A 13,527-nucleotide genomic window follows, 5' to 3' on the forward strand; every position below is an offset into this window, starting at 1 on the left:
GAACAAGTCCTTTTCTTGTTGACGTCAAGCATTTGAAAATAAAGGATGGAGGAGGGGCGGTTTTCGCTATTTCGAACATCTGAAACAGGAAATGCCATGTCGGTCGATATCGGAGGCAGGCTGCGCCATCTGCGCATGGCCCATAATCTGTCCCAGCGCGAGCTGGCCAAGCGTGCCGGCGTCACCAATTCGACGATTTCGCTGATCGAATCGAACGCCTCGAACCCTTCGGTCGGCGCGCTGAAGCGCATCCTCGACGGCATCCCGATCGGCCTTGCCGAATTCTTCGCCTATGAGCCGGATCGGCCGAAAAAGGCCTTCTACCGGGCGGACGAACTGGTGGAGATCGGCAAAGGCCCGGTTTCCTTCCGCCAGATCGGCGACAACACCTTCGGCCGCAGCCTGCAGATTCTCAAGGAATGCTACCAGCCCGGCGCGGACACGGGAAAGGTGCCGCTGGTTCATGACGGCGAGGAAGGCGGCATCGTGCTTTCCGGCCGCCTCGAAGTGACGGTCGACGACGAGCGCCGCATCCTCGGCCCCGGCGACGCCTATTATTTCGAAAGCCGCCGCCCGCACCGCTTCCGCTGCGTCGGCCCGGTGCCCTGCGAGGTCATCAGCGCCTGCACCCCGCCGACCTTCTGAAAAAGAAAAAGCCCGCCGGGGGCGGGCTTTCGGGAAACACGGCGGATCAGGCCTGCGTATTGTCCTCGACGGGCGCGTCCGGGCCATTCTTCTTGATGGAATCGATGGCGTTCTGCGCGCTGGCCTTGCTGGTGTAGCCTTCCGTGGAGAACATGATCTCGCTGTTGTACTTGAAGCGAACACGGAATTCGCCGGCCTTGTCCTTGTAGATCTCGAACTTGTGCGCCATGGGCTTTCCTCCACGAGGGTGTGAATCAGACAGGCGCAACGTGCCAGCAGCGTAAACCTCTGGCAAGGCGCAAACATCTGTTTTCAAGGAGAAAGTTTGGCTGGGGAACCTGGACCCTGCACGGCCGGCTTTTCAGCCCGAAAACCTCAATGAAATCAGCACATCGCGATAGGAAATGGTTTGAAGATTGTAGCAGTCGATTGGATCGCTGCAAGAGGCTCCGCATCGCTATCCCAAGGGCCTTGCTCCCTTGTCGTACAGGTAGACGGTGACGGCAAAAGGCCAGTCTCGTTCGGCTCTCAGCAGGGCCTCGCGCACCGTCGTATCGACCGAATCCAGCACATGGAAATAGGCAGGATCGGCCTCCGCCTCCTCCAGGACGAACCAGGGACGCCCGTCCGGGCGTCTGGCATTGTCATGGGCGGACGGCTCGAAGACGGCATCGCATTCGGGGATGCTGTGGTCTGTTCGGTGATCGATGATGTTGCCGAGCATAAAGGCTGACCTACTGGAGCGGAACGGGTGAAAGATCGGAAACAATCGTCAGGATAAACTGGACGACCTCCTCGTCCGACACCGTGACCCGGTTATAGGCCATGCTCTCGATCCCGGCAGCGGGGCCATTGAAGACACCGATAACCCTTCCGTCCTTGACGGGACCGTCCAGAGCCACAAACTGGATGGCATATTCTTCGTTGTGGCGCGTCAAGGCATCGTTGCCGCTGGCGCGCATGACGAAGGTATCGACATCAATGGCCTCCCACGCAATCTCGTAGTTGAGCCGCTGCAAGTAGTTCGTAAGCTGGCCCAGCGTGATCTGCGCGCTGACAAAAGGTCGGGCAGCGGCGACTTGCCGGTCGAACATATCCTGCGTCGGCTGACCGCCCGGCAGCAGGCGGGACATTCTGGCCTGCGCAATGCGCGTTGCCGTGTCGGGGCCGAAGATGGCCTTATACCCGGAAACACCAACGGTAACGACGGCGGCGATGAGCAATGCCCCGCGCCAGGACTGAAAAAACTGGGCGTTCATGGAAAATCCTGTGATGAAAGAGGTCAGGTGGAAATTGGTTTCCAGTGGTTGATACGAAGCCAGCGATTGCCGGGAATGCCTTTGGTCGCGGCCCGTCCGCTAAAGCGGGTGCCATCGCTTGAGCGCGCCTCGACGGTGTAGATGACCAGAAAGTCCCCGTCGAAATAGACGTCGTAAGCCTCGACCAGCCGGCCGGCGCCGGATGGAACGCTGTCGATTTCCTTTCTCGATGGCGTGGTTTCGACGTACTCGCGGTCCATGACGGTGGTGCCGATGCCGGATATCGTCACCTCAAGCAACTCGATCTCCGTGGCATTGGCGAGGTAAAGCGGCACATAACCGTGCGTCCATTGCTTGCCGAAATACAGGGCGACGGGGAACGGGCAATGATCCAACGGGATCGTCTCCGGCCATTCATAGGCTTTCCGATAGGCGACCTCATAGGGAACGTCAGTGAAATCCGGCGTGAATACCTCACCGTCTCCGATGGCATCCGTCGTGCCGATGAAAAGCCGTGCCTTCTTTTCACGGCAGAGCGCAAGCGCCTGTTGAAGCTGCGGGCGCTCTGCCGAAAGAAGCGGCTCGGTTTCCACAAACTCGGCCAGCACGTTGGCGGATCGCAGCATCTTGCCGATTTCTCGGCGTTGCTTTTCCAGAAGGGCTTGCGCTTCCTCGGGGCCGGCGAGTGCGCGAAAATAGACCACGACATTCCGGGATCGCGCCCAGCTTTCACGGTCGGCCTCGTCCGGGTCTTCCAGGCGGACGATTTCCAGCCCGTCTTGCGAAATGGGCGCGAAGCGTTGTCCGGCGAGTGCCTTGGTCGTGGCGATCAGCACAGCGGCTCGCTCCCGGCCCGCTGCCTCCCGGGCAGCGCCATAGGAAGGGCGGCGGCCTGAGCCATCCTCCATCTCCATAAACGACGCGACGACAACACCCCGCTTTTCCTTCAGCCACCGATTGACAGACTGAAGCTGGACAAGAATTTCCGGTGCCGCATCGGCTATCGCGTCCATATCGAACTGGCTGAACAGGGGAACGGGCTGTTCATCCTCGTCTTCGGTCCAATGGGTGATGAGCGGATATGTCCCGGCGGTGGTTCCTCCTGCCTGACGAAAATAGACGACAACTTTCATGGGCTCCCCATCGTGATTTCTCATGATGCGGCTCCCTCGGGCGATGAACCGCCCCACGTATTCACGTCTGCCTCGTTTGAATTGCCCCGAATTCGCAAGAAAGTCCCACTGTTACCGATTGAACACAGTCGTCCGGGTCGGATTGCCGATGGCCCTTACCCGTCCCGGTATCGCAGCCTGGAGCTTGGCGAGATGTTTGCTCCAGGCGGGATCGTCTCGCTGCGCCTTGTCGAACCCGTAGATAATGAGATGGGGAAGCGTGTCGATAACGGGTGCTGATCCCGTCTCGGCAATCTGACGGATCGCCGGTGCAATGCTGCGGCCGGCGCTTTCTCCGAATGCCCGTATGCGCATGTCGTTGAAGCGAAGCAGCGCCCTTGCCGTCTCGACATACCCTGCCGAAAGCTCGGCCCGGTAGGCTTCCAGCGCCTTTTCGTAATCCGTGATCTGACGAACCACATCGGGAAGATTGTCGCCGCTGGCACGCAAGGCCGAATTGGTGAAATGCTTGGCTTCGTAGAAGCGGATTGTAGGCACGTCGTTTTCTAGGACCGCAATCGCCGCATCGATACGATCCTGCCTGCGGTCGGATGAGCCGGCCTCCTCCTCGCCATCGTCCTCCGGCGAGGATAGGCGCGTCAGGGCGATCTCGGCATCGATCACATCGGCATTGCCGGCAAGCATGGGATGAATGCCGGCTTTCTCCGCACCGGCATAGCGAGATGCGGCCCTGCACATCTCGTTCAGGGTCTCCATGCCCAGATACGTCTTTTGAAGCACGTCTCGGGCGTCGAATTGGAATTCACCGCGTTCCAGGGCAACATAGGTCTGTGCTTGCCGAACAAGATATTTCGCGTGGGTGAACGGGATCACCTGGCCCGGTTTCCAGCCGATGCGAAAGATGGAAGCGCCTCTATAATAGGCATTGATGGAGTTGCGTCGAACGGCGAGAACGAGGTCGGTATGCCGAAGCACATCACGCCACCAATTGCCGGCGCTATCGTTCGCCAGTTCCTCTAATGCATCCAGGAATGTTGATTGCCACTGAGAACTGACCCGGCGTGGCCTGATATTTCCATTGAGAATTGAGGTAGCGTCCGCGCACGTGGTGTAATTTCGGAGGCGCATTGAGGTGGAAACGGCGGTGGAGAATGAGCTGCCGAATTCGTTGAGCGCAAGGTGGGCACCGGGCCTGTCGGAGAAGGTGGAGTTGCAAAGCTTCAACCAGCCGAAAGGAACCCCGATGACCGACGACAGATTAGCTCTTTCCGAGCTTGCCGCGAAGAGTGGCGATAGCGATTTTCTGCGCACGATTGCCGAAAGCGTGCTGCAACTGATCATGGAAGCCGATGTTGATGGCCTGATCGGCGCTGGGCGCTATGAACGTGGCGACAGCCGCCAGACATGGCGCAACGGCTACCGCGACCGCTCGCTCGACACCCGGCTCGGCACGCTGAACCTGAAGATACCGAAGATGCGACAGGGAGCCTACTTTCCCGGCTTTCTGGAGCCGAGGAAGATGGTGGAGAAGGCGCTGGTGGCCGTGATCCAGGAGGCGTGGATCAACGGCGTCTCGACGCGCAAGGTCGATGAGCTGGTGCAGGCCATGGGCATGACCGGCATCTCCAAATCCTCCGTCTCCAAGCTGTGCAAGGATATCGACGAGCGGGTGAACGCCTTCCTCAAGCGCCCCCTTTCCGGTGACTGGCCATACCTCTGGCTCGACGCCACCTATCTGAAGGTGCGTGAGGGCGGTCGCATCGTGTCGGTGGCGGCGATAATCGCGGTGGCGGTCAACACGGACGGGAAGAGGGAGATTGTCGGCCTGCACATCGGCCCCTCCGAAGCCGAGCCGTTCTGGACGAGCTTCCTGCGTGATCTGGTCCGCCGAGGCCTCACCGGCGTCAAGCTGGTCATCTCCGATGCCCATGAAGGGCTGAAAGCGGCCATTACCCGTATCCTCAGCGCGACATGGCAGCGCTGCCGTGTTCATGCGACACGCAATGCGCTGGCCTACGTTCCCAAGGGCCAGCACACCATGGTCGCCGCCGCGATCCGTCAGGCTTTCATCCAGCCCGACCATGACAATGCCGTGCAGACCTGGCGGCATGTCGCCGACCAGCTCCGCGCCAGATGGCCCAAGCTCGGTACCTTCATGGACAATGCCGAAGCCGACGTGCTGGCCTACATGGCCTTCCCCGCCCAGCACCGCACGAAATTACATTCAACGAATCCACTCGAACGCCTCAACAAGGAGGTCAAGCGCCGTGCCGATGTCGTCGGCATCTTCCCCAACGAGGACAGCATCGTTCGCCTCATCGGCGCGGTTCTGCTCGAAGCCAACGACGAATGGCAGCTCCTGAGCCGATACATGCAGGTCGAGGCAATGGCCGAGCTAAACCCACCAACAATCGAAGAGGAAACTACACTTCAGATTACACCCAGAGCCGCCTGATCATGACGGCCCGGTCCTACACCCGAAATTACACCAACTTGACGGACGCTATCAGAATTGACCCATGTTCCAACCTTCCCTCGCATGTTTTCAGCGGGGGCTATGGAGTGATCGACATGGCGTTATTGAGCGTGATCCGACGCTGGCATTTTCGAGAAGAACTATCGATCCGGGAGATTTGCCGCAGGACTGGCCTGTCCCGGAATACCATCCGCAAATACCTGCGCCTGGACGGCGTGGAGCCGAAGTTCAAAGTCCCGGAGCGGCCAAGCAAGCTTGATCCTTTTGCTGATCGGTTGTCTGCCTGGCTGAAGAGCGAATCCAAGAAGAACCGCAAGCAGAAGCGGACGATGAAGCAGTTGCATGCCGATCTGATGAGCCTTGGCTACGAGGGCTCCTACAATCGGGTTGCGGCATTTGCTCGGGAATGGCGTGATGATCGGCAGAGAGAATTGCAGACGACGGGCCGCGGGACATATGTGCCCCTGGCGTTTGACCCCGGCGAAGCCTTCCAGTTCGATTGGTCGGAAGATTGGGCCATCATCGGCAATGAGCGCACCAAACTGCAGGTGGCGCACACGAAGCTGAGCTACAGCCGCGCCTTCATCGTTCGGGCCTATCTCCTGCAGACGCATGAGATGCTGTTCGATGCCCATAATCATGCATTCCGGGTCTTCGGCGGCATCCCCGGCCGCGGAATCTACGACAACATGCGCACGGCGATCGACAAGGTCGGCCGCGGGAAAGAGCGCGACGTCAATGTCCGTTTCCTGGCGATGGCCAGTCACTACGTATTCGAGCCGGAGTTCTGCAATCCCGCGTCTGGTTGGGAGAAAGGGCAGGTCGAGAAGAATGTTCAGGATGCGCGTCATCGCTTCTTCCAACCTGTTCCGCGCTTTCCATCATTGGATGCCCTGAACGACTGGCTGGAGCTTCGGTGCAAGGAATTCTGGGCAAAGACCCCACACGGACAGATGCGCGGCACCATTGCCGACATCTGGGCTGAGGAAGCTTTGGCATTGATGCCTGTTACCCGTCCGTTCGACGGCTTCGTGGAGTATACGAAGCGGGTCACGCCAACCTGCCTCGTCCATCTGGAGCGCAATCGCTACAGCGTGCCGGCATCCTTCGCCAATCGACCGGTGAGCCTGCGGGTCTATCCGGATCGTGTCGTGGTTGCTGCGGAAGGCCAGATCGTCTGCGAGCATCGTCGCGTCATCGATCGCTCTCACGACCGACCGGGACAGACGATCTACGACTGGCGGCACTATCTGGCGGTCGTGCAACGCAAGCCAGGCGCGCTTCGCAACGGTGCACCCTTTGCCGAGCTACCGGACGCGTTCCGGACCTTGCAGCAATACCTCCTGAAGAAGCCGGGTGGCGACCGCGAGATGGTCGATATCCTGGCCCTTGTTCTCCAGCACGACGAACAGGCCGTGCTATCGGCGGTCGACATGGCGCTGAAGTCCGGCGTCCCCACGAAGACCCACGTGCTGAACCTGCTGCATCGCCTCGTCGACGGCAAATCCTTCACACCGCCCACCATCGATGCACCTCAGGCCCTGACGCTCGTCAACGAGCCCAAGGCCAATGTCGAACGATACGATGCGCTGAGAAAGACGGAGGCCCGCCATGCGTCATAATCCAGCAAGCGGCGCTGTCGTCATCATGCTGCGGCAACTGAAGATGCACGGCATGGCCCAGGCCGTCGGCGAACTCACCGAGCAGGGATCGCCGGCATTCGAGGCGGCAATCCCGATCCTGTCGCAGCTCCTCAAGGCGGAGACCGCGGAACGTGAAGTTCGATCGACGGCCTACCAGCTCAAGACGGCACGCTTTCCAGCCTATCGTGACCTGAACGGCTTCGACTTCACCAGCAGTGAGATCAACGAGGCGCTGGCCCGTCAGCTTCATCGCTGCGACTTCCTGGACGACGCCAACAACATTGTCCTGGTCGGCGGTCCCGGCACGGGCAAGACGCATATCGCCACGGCCATCGGTGTCCAGGCCATCGAACATCATCACAAGCGGGTTCGGTTCTTCTCGACCGTGGAACTGGTCAACGCGCTCGAGCAGGAGAAGTCCCAAGGTCGCTCAGGCCAGATCGCCAACCGCCTGGCACACTCCGATCTCGTCATCCTCGACGAGCTCGGTTATCTGCCGTTCAGTGCTTCAGGCGGTGCGATGCTGTTCCATCTGCTGAGCAAGCTCTATGAGCACACGAGCGTCATCATCACCACCAACCTGAGCTTCAGCGAATGGGCCAGTGTCTTCGGCGATGCCAAGATGACAACCGCGCTGCTCGACCGGCTCACCCATCATTGCCACATCCTCGAGACCGGCAACGACAGCTTCCGCTTCAAGAACAGCTCCGCGCACGACACCAAAACGACAAAGGAGAAAACGAGGAACTTGACCACGACCGCAGAGCCGAAACATACCTAATAAGCGGGTCAATTCTCGGTGGAAACGCCGGGTCAGTTCTCAGTGGCAATCAACAGCTTCGCTCCACATGGCGGAAAGAGCGGAGAAATGGCGCTTGATGGTCTTCTGTGTCAACAGAGGCTGTTTCCGGTTGTCCGGCAGCTTTTCATGGGCGCGGATGATTTCATCGGGTGTGAAGGTTTTGTAGGCGGAAGCCTTGCCGTAGTCGGAAGGCAAACGCTCCGCCGTTGCGCGGAATTGTCCGGCATCCGCCCGCGTATACCGGCTTACCGGCTTGTCCCCGCAGTTCTGGATGAAAAGCCGGTACGTGGCATCGGCCTGGTTGCCGGTTTGCTGTTTCCACTCTTTGCGCCGGAGCTGGCCTTCGATGTAGCTCGGGTAGACCGTCGAAAAAAGCGGCTCCGACTGCACATCCGATTGCCGCGCCGGCACGGGAGCCGACGTTACGGGGCGTGCCTCGGCCAAGGTCTGGCGGAGGAGCTTGCTTTTCGGTTCATAGTCGAAGTCGCCTTCATAGCGAGCTTTCAGTGCTTCCGCGAGATCGATGCCGGCGCGGTGAACCGCTTCCTTGCACTGATGGCGTTCTTCCTCGTCAAGCGAGGGCCAGGACAAGCCAGCCATCTGGGCAGCGGCCTGTGATGCCCAAAGTCCGGTGTCGAGCGTATTGCCGCCAAGGGTTTTCCGCGTCTGCTCGGCAACGTCGGACCAGAATTTGGCGCGTGCGGCGCGCGCATCTTCTTCGAGATAGGCGCCGGAAGCGCGACCGGCGTGCTCCCTTGCCAGAATATGGTTGTAGAATTGCTGTGCGAGGCGGGTGATTTCATCGTCGGTAAGCATGGGATTTGCGCGGGCTCTCTCGAAAAGTTTTTCGGTGAGCCGATATAGTTCGTCCGCTCGCAGTCGCGCTGTCCTGGGGGAACAGGCTCCCAAGGTGCGCACGAACTCGCGTCGTTTCAGCCTGTCGCGCAAATCGGCGGGAACGACTCTTCGGAAATGAAACATGCGTCCGCGCCGGACGACGTTGGAAGGAACTGCCAAGCTGCTTCGCTCGCCTTTGTAGCGGCGGTTTGTAGCAAAGCGCTTCATCCCGCCGGAGGTGGCGCGATGTTTGCAAATGATTTCAATGAGTTAGGAGGAAATTGGCTGGGGAACCTGGATTCGAACCAAGATTAACGGAGTCAGAGTCCGTCGTTCTACCGTTGAACTATTCCCCAGCATGGCTGGTTCCGGCGTGGCCGGGGCCTGTGAGGCGGGCTTATAAACAAAAGGCGGCGCGTTGCAAATGGTTTTTTTGGAAAAAATCACACCGGCCCGTTTGACGCACGCCGTCGTGGTTCCGTCACAAAAAGAATTTGGCGAACGGGCCGGGCGCTGGTAATGTCGCGCCAACGAAGATCGAGAGAGCGCCTGCTTGCAGCCCAAGGCTTTGCGCGGCGCCATAGGCAGTAACGTGAACGACCCCGACAGCGGCGAAAAGCCGTCCGTTTCCGGGGCGCGAGATGCGGGCAATGCGGGGCGGCCGAAGCGGTCGCGCCGTCGCAAGGGAAAGCAGAAGGGCGCGACCAGCCCCTCTGCCGTTTCCGTGCCCGCAGGCCAGGCGGCCGGTTCGCCCGAGCCCGCCGAGCGCCCCCAGGCCGCAAACAGCGGCATCAATGCGCGCCGGAACAAGCGACGCAGGCACGGCAAGAATCCGGGCGGCGAGAATGTGCGCCCGCTCGCGCCTGTCGGTCAGCGCGAAGCGCCCCATGAACAGCGTCAGGCGGACGGCCACAAGGCTCGCCGCAAGCATCGCGGCAAGAAGTCGGCCGCGCGCGCCGCGCCGGCCGTGGCGGAGGCTGCGGGCCTTCTGCCGACGATCGACCTGATCGCGGAACAGCGGCCGCCGCAGATGGCCGAGCCGCGGCGCGAAACCGCGCCGGCGCACCGCATGGCCGAGCGCGAGCATTACGATGCGCCGCTCTATGCCGCGCTCGACCTCGGCACCAACAATTGCCGCCTGCTCATTGCCCAGCCGACCCGGCCGGGCCAGTTCCGCGTCGTGGATGCCTTTTCGCGCATCGTGCGCCTCGGCGAGGGACTTGCGGCGCGGGGGCGGCTTTCCGACGAGGCGATGGACCGCTCCGTCGAGGCGCTGAAGATCTGCGCCGCCAAGCTGAAGAACCGCAATATTCGCCGCAGCCGCCTCATCGCGACGGAAGCCTGCCGCGCGGCGGAGAACGGCGAGACGTTCCTCGAGCGCGTGCGCGAGGAGACGGGGCTGGAACTCGAAATCATCAACCGCGAGACCGAGGCGCGGCTTGCGGTCTCCGGCTGCTCTTCGCTGGTCGGGCGCGAGGCGAAATCCGTCGTGCTCTTCGATATCGGCGGCGGCTCCTCGGAAATCGCGGTCATCCGCATCGGCGACAACCGCTCCAGCCGGCTTGCCAACCACATCACGCACTGGACCTCGCTGCCGGTGGGCGTCGTCACGCTCTCCGAGCGCCATGGCGGGCGCGACGTGACGCCGGAAAGCTTTGCCGGCATGGTCTCGGAAGTCGAGGGCATGCTGGCCAATTTCGACTGCCCGGGCGAGAGCGCCCATGCGCCGGAGGATTTCCACCTTATCGGCACGTCCGGCACGGTGACGACGCTCGCCGGCGTCCATCTCGACCTGCCGCGCTACGACCGCCGCCGGGTCGATGGCGTGTGGCTTTCGGACGATGAGGTCACGGCCATGCAGGCGCGGCTTCTCTCCTGGGATTTTACCGCCCGCGCGGCCAATCCCTGCATCGGGCCGGACCGGGCGGACCTCGTTCTGGCCGGCTGCGCCATCCTCGAGGCGATCCGCAAGCGCTGGCCCTCGCGCCGCATGCGCGTCGCCGACCGCGGCTTGCGCGAAGGCCTGCTCACCGACATGATGGCCGATGACGGCGTCTGGCGCCGTGGCCGCCACCGCCGCAACCATCGCGGCGGCCACCGCAATCCGGCAAAGCCCGAAGGACAGGCGTCATGACCAAGACCCCCATCGGCCGCAAGCTCGGCCAGAAGGTCAAGAAGGGCAAGCTCAAGGCCTCGTCCCGCCGCTGGCTGGAGCGCCATATCAACGATCCCTATGTGCAGCGCGCCAAGCTGGAAGGCTACCGCGCCCGCGCTGCCTTCAAGCTGCTGGAGATCGACGAGAAGCACAACATCCTCAGCGGCGCCCGCCGCATCATCGACCTTGGCGCGGCGCCCGGAAGCTGGTCGCAGATCGCCGCCAAGGTGACGGGCTCGACCGACACGGACCCGCGCGTCGCCGCCATCGACTTCCTGGAAATGGATCCCCTGCCGGGCGTGCATATCCTGCAGATGGACTTCCTCGATCCCGATGCGCCGCAAAAGCTCATCGAGGCCGTCGGCGGCACGCCAAACCTCGTGATTTCCGACATGGCCGCGCCGACCACCGGCCACCGCCAGACGGACCACCTGCGCACCATGCATCTGTGCGAGGTCGCCGCGCATTTCGCCGTCGAGGTGCTGGCCGAGGGCGGGCATTTCCTCGCGAAAACCTTCCAGGGCGGCACGGAACGCGACCTGCTCAACATGCTCAAGCAGAATTTCAAGCAGGTCATCCATGTGAAGCCGGGCGCCTCGCGCGCCGAATCGGTGGAGATGTTCCTGCTCGCCAAGGGCTTCAAGGGCCGCAAGGCGAGGGATGACGAGGCGGCGGAAGCAGGCGAGGAAGCCTGATGCTCCTCTACACCACCGTCGGCACCAACGATCTTGACCGCGCCGGGCGCTTCTACGATGCGGTCCTGTCTGCCCTCGGCTATGTCAGGCAGAAGGAAGCGCAGGGCGAGATCGGCTATGCGGCGGATGGCGATGTGCGCTGCCGCTTCTGGGTCGTCGAGCCCTTCAACCGCGAACCGGCGACCTTCGGCAATGGCGTCACCATCGCCCTCGTCGCCCCGAACCGCGCGGCTGTCGACGCCTTCCACGCCGCAGCGCTTGCCGCAGGCGGCACGGACGAGGGCGCGCCCGGCCTGCGCCCGTTCCATGCCAGCTTCTACGCGGCCTTCGTGCGCGACCACGACGGCAACAAGCTCGCGGCCGTCTGCGAAAAGCCGGAATAGTCCTTCACTTCACCGCGGTCGTTTCCGCTTCCGGTGCCGCCATGCGGTGGCCGGAAACCGTTGCGCCCGTGTTCTTCGCCATGGCGAGGAAGGGGATGGCGGCGGTCAGCGTGAGGGCGGAGATGATCATGAACGCGGTCTGGAAGTCCTGCAGCTCAAGGTGCGTGCCGCTCAGGGAGGTCTCGATCTCGAGGATGGTGCCGGCGGCGGCGACGCCCAGCGCAAGGCTCATCTGCTGAAGCACGGCGCTCATCGAGGTGGCCTTGCTGGCGTCCTCGTCGCCGATATCGGCGAAGGAAAGGGCGTTCACGCTGGTGAAGAAGAACGAGCGCACGAAGCCGGCGATCAGCAGTACGCCCGCCATGAACCAGAAGGGGGTCGCGGGCGTGAAGAGGCCGTTCACGAAGGTCAGCGCCGCGCCGAAGATGCTGGCGGCGATCAGCGTCGTGCGGAAGCCGGTGAAGCTGAGCACGCGTTTTGCGATGAACTTGGTGGTGATTGCCCCGATCGCGCCGGTAAAGGTGACGAGGCCGGACTGGAAGGGCGACAGGCCGAAGCCGACCTGCAGCATCAGCGGCATCAGGAAGGGCACCGCGCCGACCGAGATGCGGAACAGCGTGCCGCCGATGGCGGCGGCGCGGAAGGCGTCGTCATGGAAGAGTTTCAGGTCGAGCAGCGGCGCGGGGTGACGCCGGGCGTGGCGGACATAGAGCACGGCGCAGAGCAGCCCGATGAGGGTCGAGGCGATGCCGATGATGGGCGGCAGGGCGGGGAGGCTGACGACCGACAGGCCGAACATCGTGCCGGAGGCGGCGACGGCGCTGAGGAGGAACCCTTTCCAGTCGAGCGGCGGCGGCGCGGCGGCCTGGATATCCGGCAGGTAGATGCCGGAAAGCACATAGCCGACGATGCCGACCGGGACGTTGATGAGAAAAATCCAGTGCCAGGAGAAATAGGTGGTGATGAAGCCGCCGAGCGGCGGGCCGGCGAGCGGGCCGACCAGCGCGGGGATCGTCAGCAACGCCATGGCCGAGACCAATTCGGAGCGCGAGGTGCTGCGCACCAGGACGAGGCGTGCGACGGGCGTCATCATCGCCCCGCCCATACCTTGCAGGAAGCGCGAGACGACGAAGGCGAGGAGGCTGCCGGAGATGGCGCAGAGAATGGAGCCGGCGACGAAGACGAGGATGGCGAACCGGAAGATGCGCTTGGCCCCAAAACGGTCCGCCATCCAGCCGCTCAGCGGAATGAAGGTGGCGAGCGACACCATGTAGGCGGTCAGCGCCAGCTTCAGCGTGATCGGCCCGACGCCCAGATCGGCCGCGATAGCCGGCAGCGAGGTGGCGATGACGGTGGAATCCATCTGCTCCATGAAGAGCGCGACGGCGAGGATCAGGGGAACGATACGGTTCATCGGCAAATCGGTGTTGCAATTCCAGGCGAGCGAAGCGGAACTGCGGGAAACGGAAACGCTGCTGCGCGGGGCCGGCCGTTTTCTG

The 13,527-nt window shown here is 62.2% G+C and carries 14 protein-coding genes, 1 tRNA gene and 1 pseudogene; 7 read left to right on the forward strand and 9 right to left on the reverse strand.

The features are described from left to right. Positions 1–96: 96 nt before the first annotated feature. Complete coding sequence (locus K8M09_RS03030) at positions 97–645, forward strand: cupin domain-containing protein (protein ID WP_160787826.1); 549 nt, start codon at positions 97–99, stop codon at positions 643–645. Between the two features lie 46 nt (positions 646–691). On the opposite strand, the gene K8M09_RS03035 is transcribed toward K8M09_RS03030, so the two are convergent. The 5 genes from K8M09_RS03035 to K8M09_RS03055 all read right to left on the reverse strand — a co-directional run bounded on the left by K8M09_RS03035 (position 692) and on the right by K8M09_RS03055 (position 4,261). Beyond that, the gene (locus K8M09_RS03035) at positions 692–874 is read right to left on the reverse strand and encodes a YegP family protein (protein ID WP_160787825.1); all 183 of its coding nucleotides are present in this window, start codon (positions 872–874) and stop codon (positions 692–694) included. Between the two features lie 228 nt (positions 875–1,102). After that, entirely contained in the window at positions 1,103–1,369 is a 267-nt protein-coding gene (locus K8M09_RS03040; protein ID WP_160787824.1) for a hypothetical protein, read from the reverse strand. Between the two features lie 10 nt (positions 1,370–1,379). After that, on the reverse strand, positions 1,380–1,904 hold the full coding sequence (locus K8M09_RS03045) for a hypothetical protein (protein WP_160787823.1): 525 nt from the start codon (positions 1,902–1,904) through the stop codon (positions 1,380–1,382). A 23-nt stretch (positions 1,905–1,927) separates the two neighbouring features. Beyond that, positions 1,928–3,037, reverse strand: coding sequence for a hypothetical protein (locus tag K8M09_RS03050; protein WP_160787822.1), 1,110 nt, complete (start codon positions 3,035–3,037; stop codon positions 1,928–1,930). Positions 3,038–3,148: 111 nt separating this feature from the next. Further along, positions 3,149–4,261 carry a hypothetical protein gene (locus tag K8M09_RS03055; RefSeq protein ID WP_229342124.1) on the reverse strand — a complete coding sequence of 371 codons (1,113 nt, stop codon included), beginning with the start codon at positions 4,259–4,261 and terminating at the stop codon, positions 3,149–3,151. A 19-nt stretch (positions 4,262–4,280) separates the two neighbouring features. Here K8M09_RS03055 and K8M09_RS03060 point away from each other — a divergent pair, with 19 nt between their 5' ends. The 3 genes from K8M09_RS03060 (at position 4,281) to istB (ending at position 7,937) form a co-directional block, all read left to right on the forward strand. Beyond that, positions 4,281–5,492, forward strand: coding sequence for an IS256 family transposase (locus K8M09_RS03060; protein WP_160788268.1), 1,212 nt, complete (start codon positions 4,281–4,283; stop codon positions 5,490–5,492). A gap of 116 nt (positions 5,493–5,608) precedes the next feature. Beyond that, positions 5,609–7,135, forward strand: a complete 1,527-nt coding sequence (gene istA, locus K8M09_RS03065) for an IS21 family transposase (protein WP_160788247.1) — start codon at positions 5,609–5,611, stop codon at positions 7,133–7,135. Further along, on the forward strand, positions 7,125–7,937 hold the full coding sequence (istB, locus tag K8M09_RS03070; RefSeq protein WP_160788246.1) for an IS21-like element helper ATPase IstB: 813 nt from the start codon (positions 7,125–7,127) through the stop codon (positions 7,935–7,937). The genes istA and istB overlap by 11 nt, the downstream gene beginning before the upstream one ends. Positions 7,938–7,976: 39 nt before the next feature. Here the strand turns inward: istB and K8M09_RS03075 are convergent, their stop codons facing one another. The 3 genes and pseudogenes from K8M09_RS03075 to K8M09_RS03080 all read right to left on the reverse strand — a co-directional run bounded on the left by K8M09_RS03075 (position 7,977) and on the right by K8M09_RS03080 (position 9,151). Continuing rightward, the gene (locus K8M09_RS03075; RefSeq protein WP_229342129.1) at positions 7,977–8,774 is read right to left on the reverse strand and encodes a hypothetical protein; all 798 of its coding nucleotides are present in this window, start codon (positions 8,772–8,774) and stop codon (positions 7,977–7,979) included. Positions 8,775–8,843: 69 nt separating this feature from the next. Further along, a pseudogene (locus K8M09_RS23770) lies at positions 8,844–9,023 on the reverse strand (DUF6538 domain-containing protein); the annotation flags it as partial. 54 nt (positions 9,024–9,077) lie between these two features. Continuing rightward, positions 9,078–9,151 (reverse strand) — tRNA-Gln (locus K8M09_RS03080). Between the two features lie 236 nt (positions 9,152–9,387). Here K8M09_RS03080 and K8M09_RS03085 point away from each other — a divergent pair. From K8M09_RS03085 to K8M09_RS03095, 3 genes are read left to right on the forward strand one after another with little or no spacing between them, the layout of a single operon-like run. Continuing rightward, the gene (locus tag K8M09_RS03085; protein ID WP_160785354.1) at positions 9,388–10,929 is read left to right on the forward strand and encodes a Ppx/GppA phosphatase family protein; all 1,542 of its coding nucleotides are present in this window, start codon (positions 9,388–9,390) and stop codon (positions 10,927–10,929) included. Further along, positions 10,926–11,645, forward strand: coding sequence for an RlmE family RNA methyltransferase (locus K8M09_RS03090; protein ID WP_160785355.1), 720 nt, complete (start codon positions 10,926–10,928; stop codon positions 11,643–11,645). The genes K8M09_RS03085 and K8M09_RS03090 overlap by 4 nt, the downstream gene beginning before the upstream one ends. Beyond that, positions 11,645–12,028 carry a VOC family protein gene (locus K8M09_RS03095; RefSeq protein ID WP_160785356.1) on the forward strand — a complete coding sequence of 128 codons (384 nt, stop codon included), beginning with the start codon at positions 11,645–11,647 and terminating at the stop codon, positions 12,026–12,028. Before K8M09_RS03090 ends, K8M09_RS03095 begins: the two co-directional genes overlap by 1 nt. 4 nt (positions 12,029–12,032) lie before the next feature. On the opposite strand, the gene K8M09_RS03100 is transcribed toward K8M09_RS03095, so the two are convergent. After that, on the reverse strand, positions 12,033–13,442 hold the full coding sequence (locus K8M09_RS03100; RefSeq protein ID WP_160785357.1) for a DHA2 family efflux MFS transporter permease subunit: 1,410 nt from the start codon (positions 13,440–13,442) through the stop codon (positions 12,033–12,035). Positions 13,443–13,527: the final 85 nt, after the last annotated feature.

It is taken from the genome of Shinella zoogloeoides (assembly GCF_020883495.1).
Classification (GTDB): Bacteria; Pseudomonadota; Alphaproteobacteria; order Rhizobiales; family Rhizobiaceae; genus Shinella; species Shinella zoogloeoides.

Excerpts from the sequence above, each read along its gene's own strand:
- istA (WP_160788247.1), top strand. The coding sequence starts at position 5,609 with ATGGCGTTATTGAGCGTGATCCGACGCTGGCATTTTCGAGAAGAACTA.
- K8M09_RS03095 (WP_160785356.1), top strand. The coding sequence starts at position 11,645 with ATGCTCCTCTACACCACCGTCGGCACCAACGATCTTGACCGCGCCGGG.
- K8M09_RS03100 (WP_160785357.1), bottom strand. The coding sequence starts at position 13,442 with ATGAACCGTATCGTTCCCCTGATCCTCGCCGTCGCGCTCTTCATGGAG.
- K8M09_RS03035 (WP_160787825.1), bottom strand. The coding sequence starts at position 874 with ATGGCGCACAAGTTCGAGATCTACAAGGACAAGGCCGGCGAATTCCGT.
- K8M09_RS03090 (WP_160785355.1), top strand. The coding sequence starts at position 10,926 with ATGACCAAGACCCCCATCGGCCGCAAGCTCGGCCAGAAGGTCAAGAAG.
- istB (WP_160788246.1), top strand. The coding sequence starts at position 7,125 with ATGCGTCATAATCCAGCAAGCGGCGCTGTCGTCATCATGCTGCGGCAA.
- K8M09_RS03060 (WP_160788268.1), top strand. The coding sequence starts at position 4,281 with ATGACCGACGACAGATTAGCTCTTTCCGAGCTTGCCGCGAAGAGTGGC.
- K8M09_RS03040 (WP_160787824.1), bottom strand. The coding sequence starts at position 1,369 with ATGCTCGGCAACATCATCGATCACCGAACAGACCACAGCATCCCCGAA.
- K8M09_RS03045 (WP_160787823.1), bottom strand. The coding sequence starts at position 1,904 with ATGAACGCCCAGTTTTTTCAGTCCTGGCGCGGGGCATTGCTCATCGCC.
- K8M09_RS03050 (WP_160787822.1), bottom strand. The coding sequence starts at position 3,037 with ATGAAAGTTGTCGTCTATTTTCGTCAGGCAGGAGGAACCACCGCCGGG.
- K8M09_RS03030 (WP_160787826.1), top strand. The coding sequence starts at position 97 with ATGTCGGTCGATATCGGAGGCAGGCTGCGCCATCTGCGCATGGCCCAT.
- K8M09_RS03075 (WP_229342129.1), bottom strand. The coding sequence starts at position 8,774 with ATGCTTACCGACGATGAAATCACCCGCCTCGCACAGCAATTCTACAAC.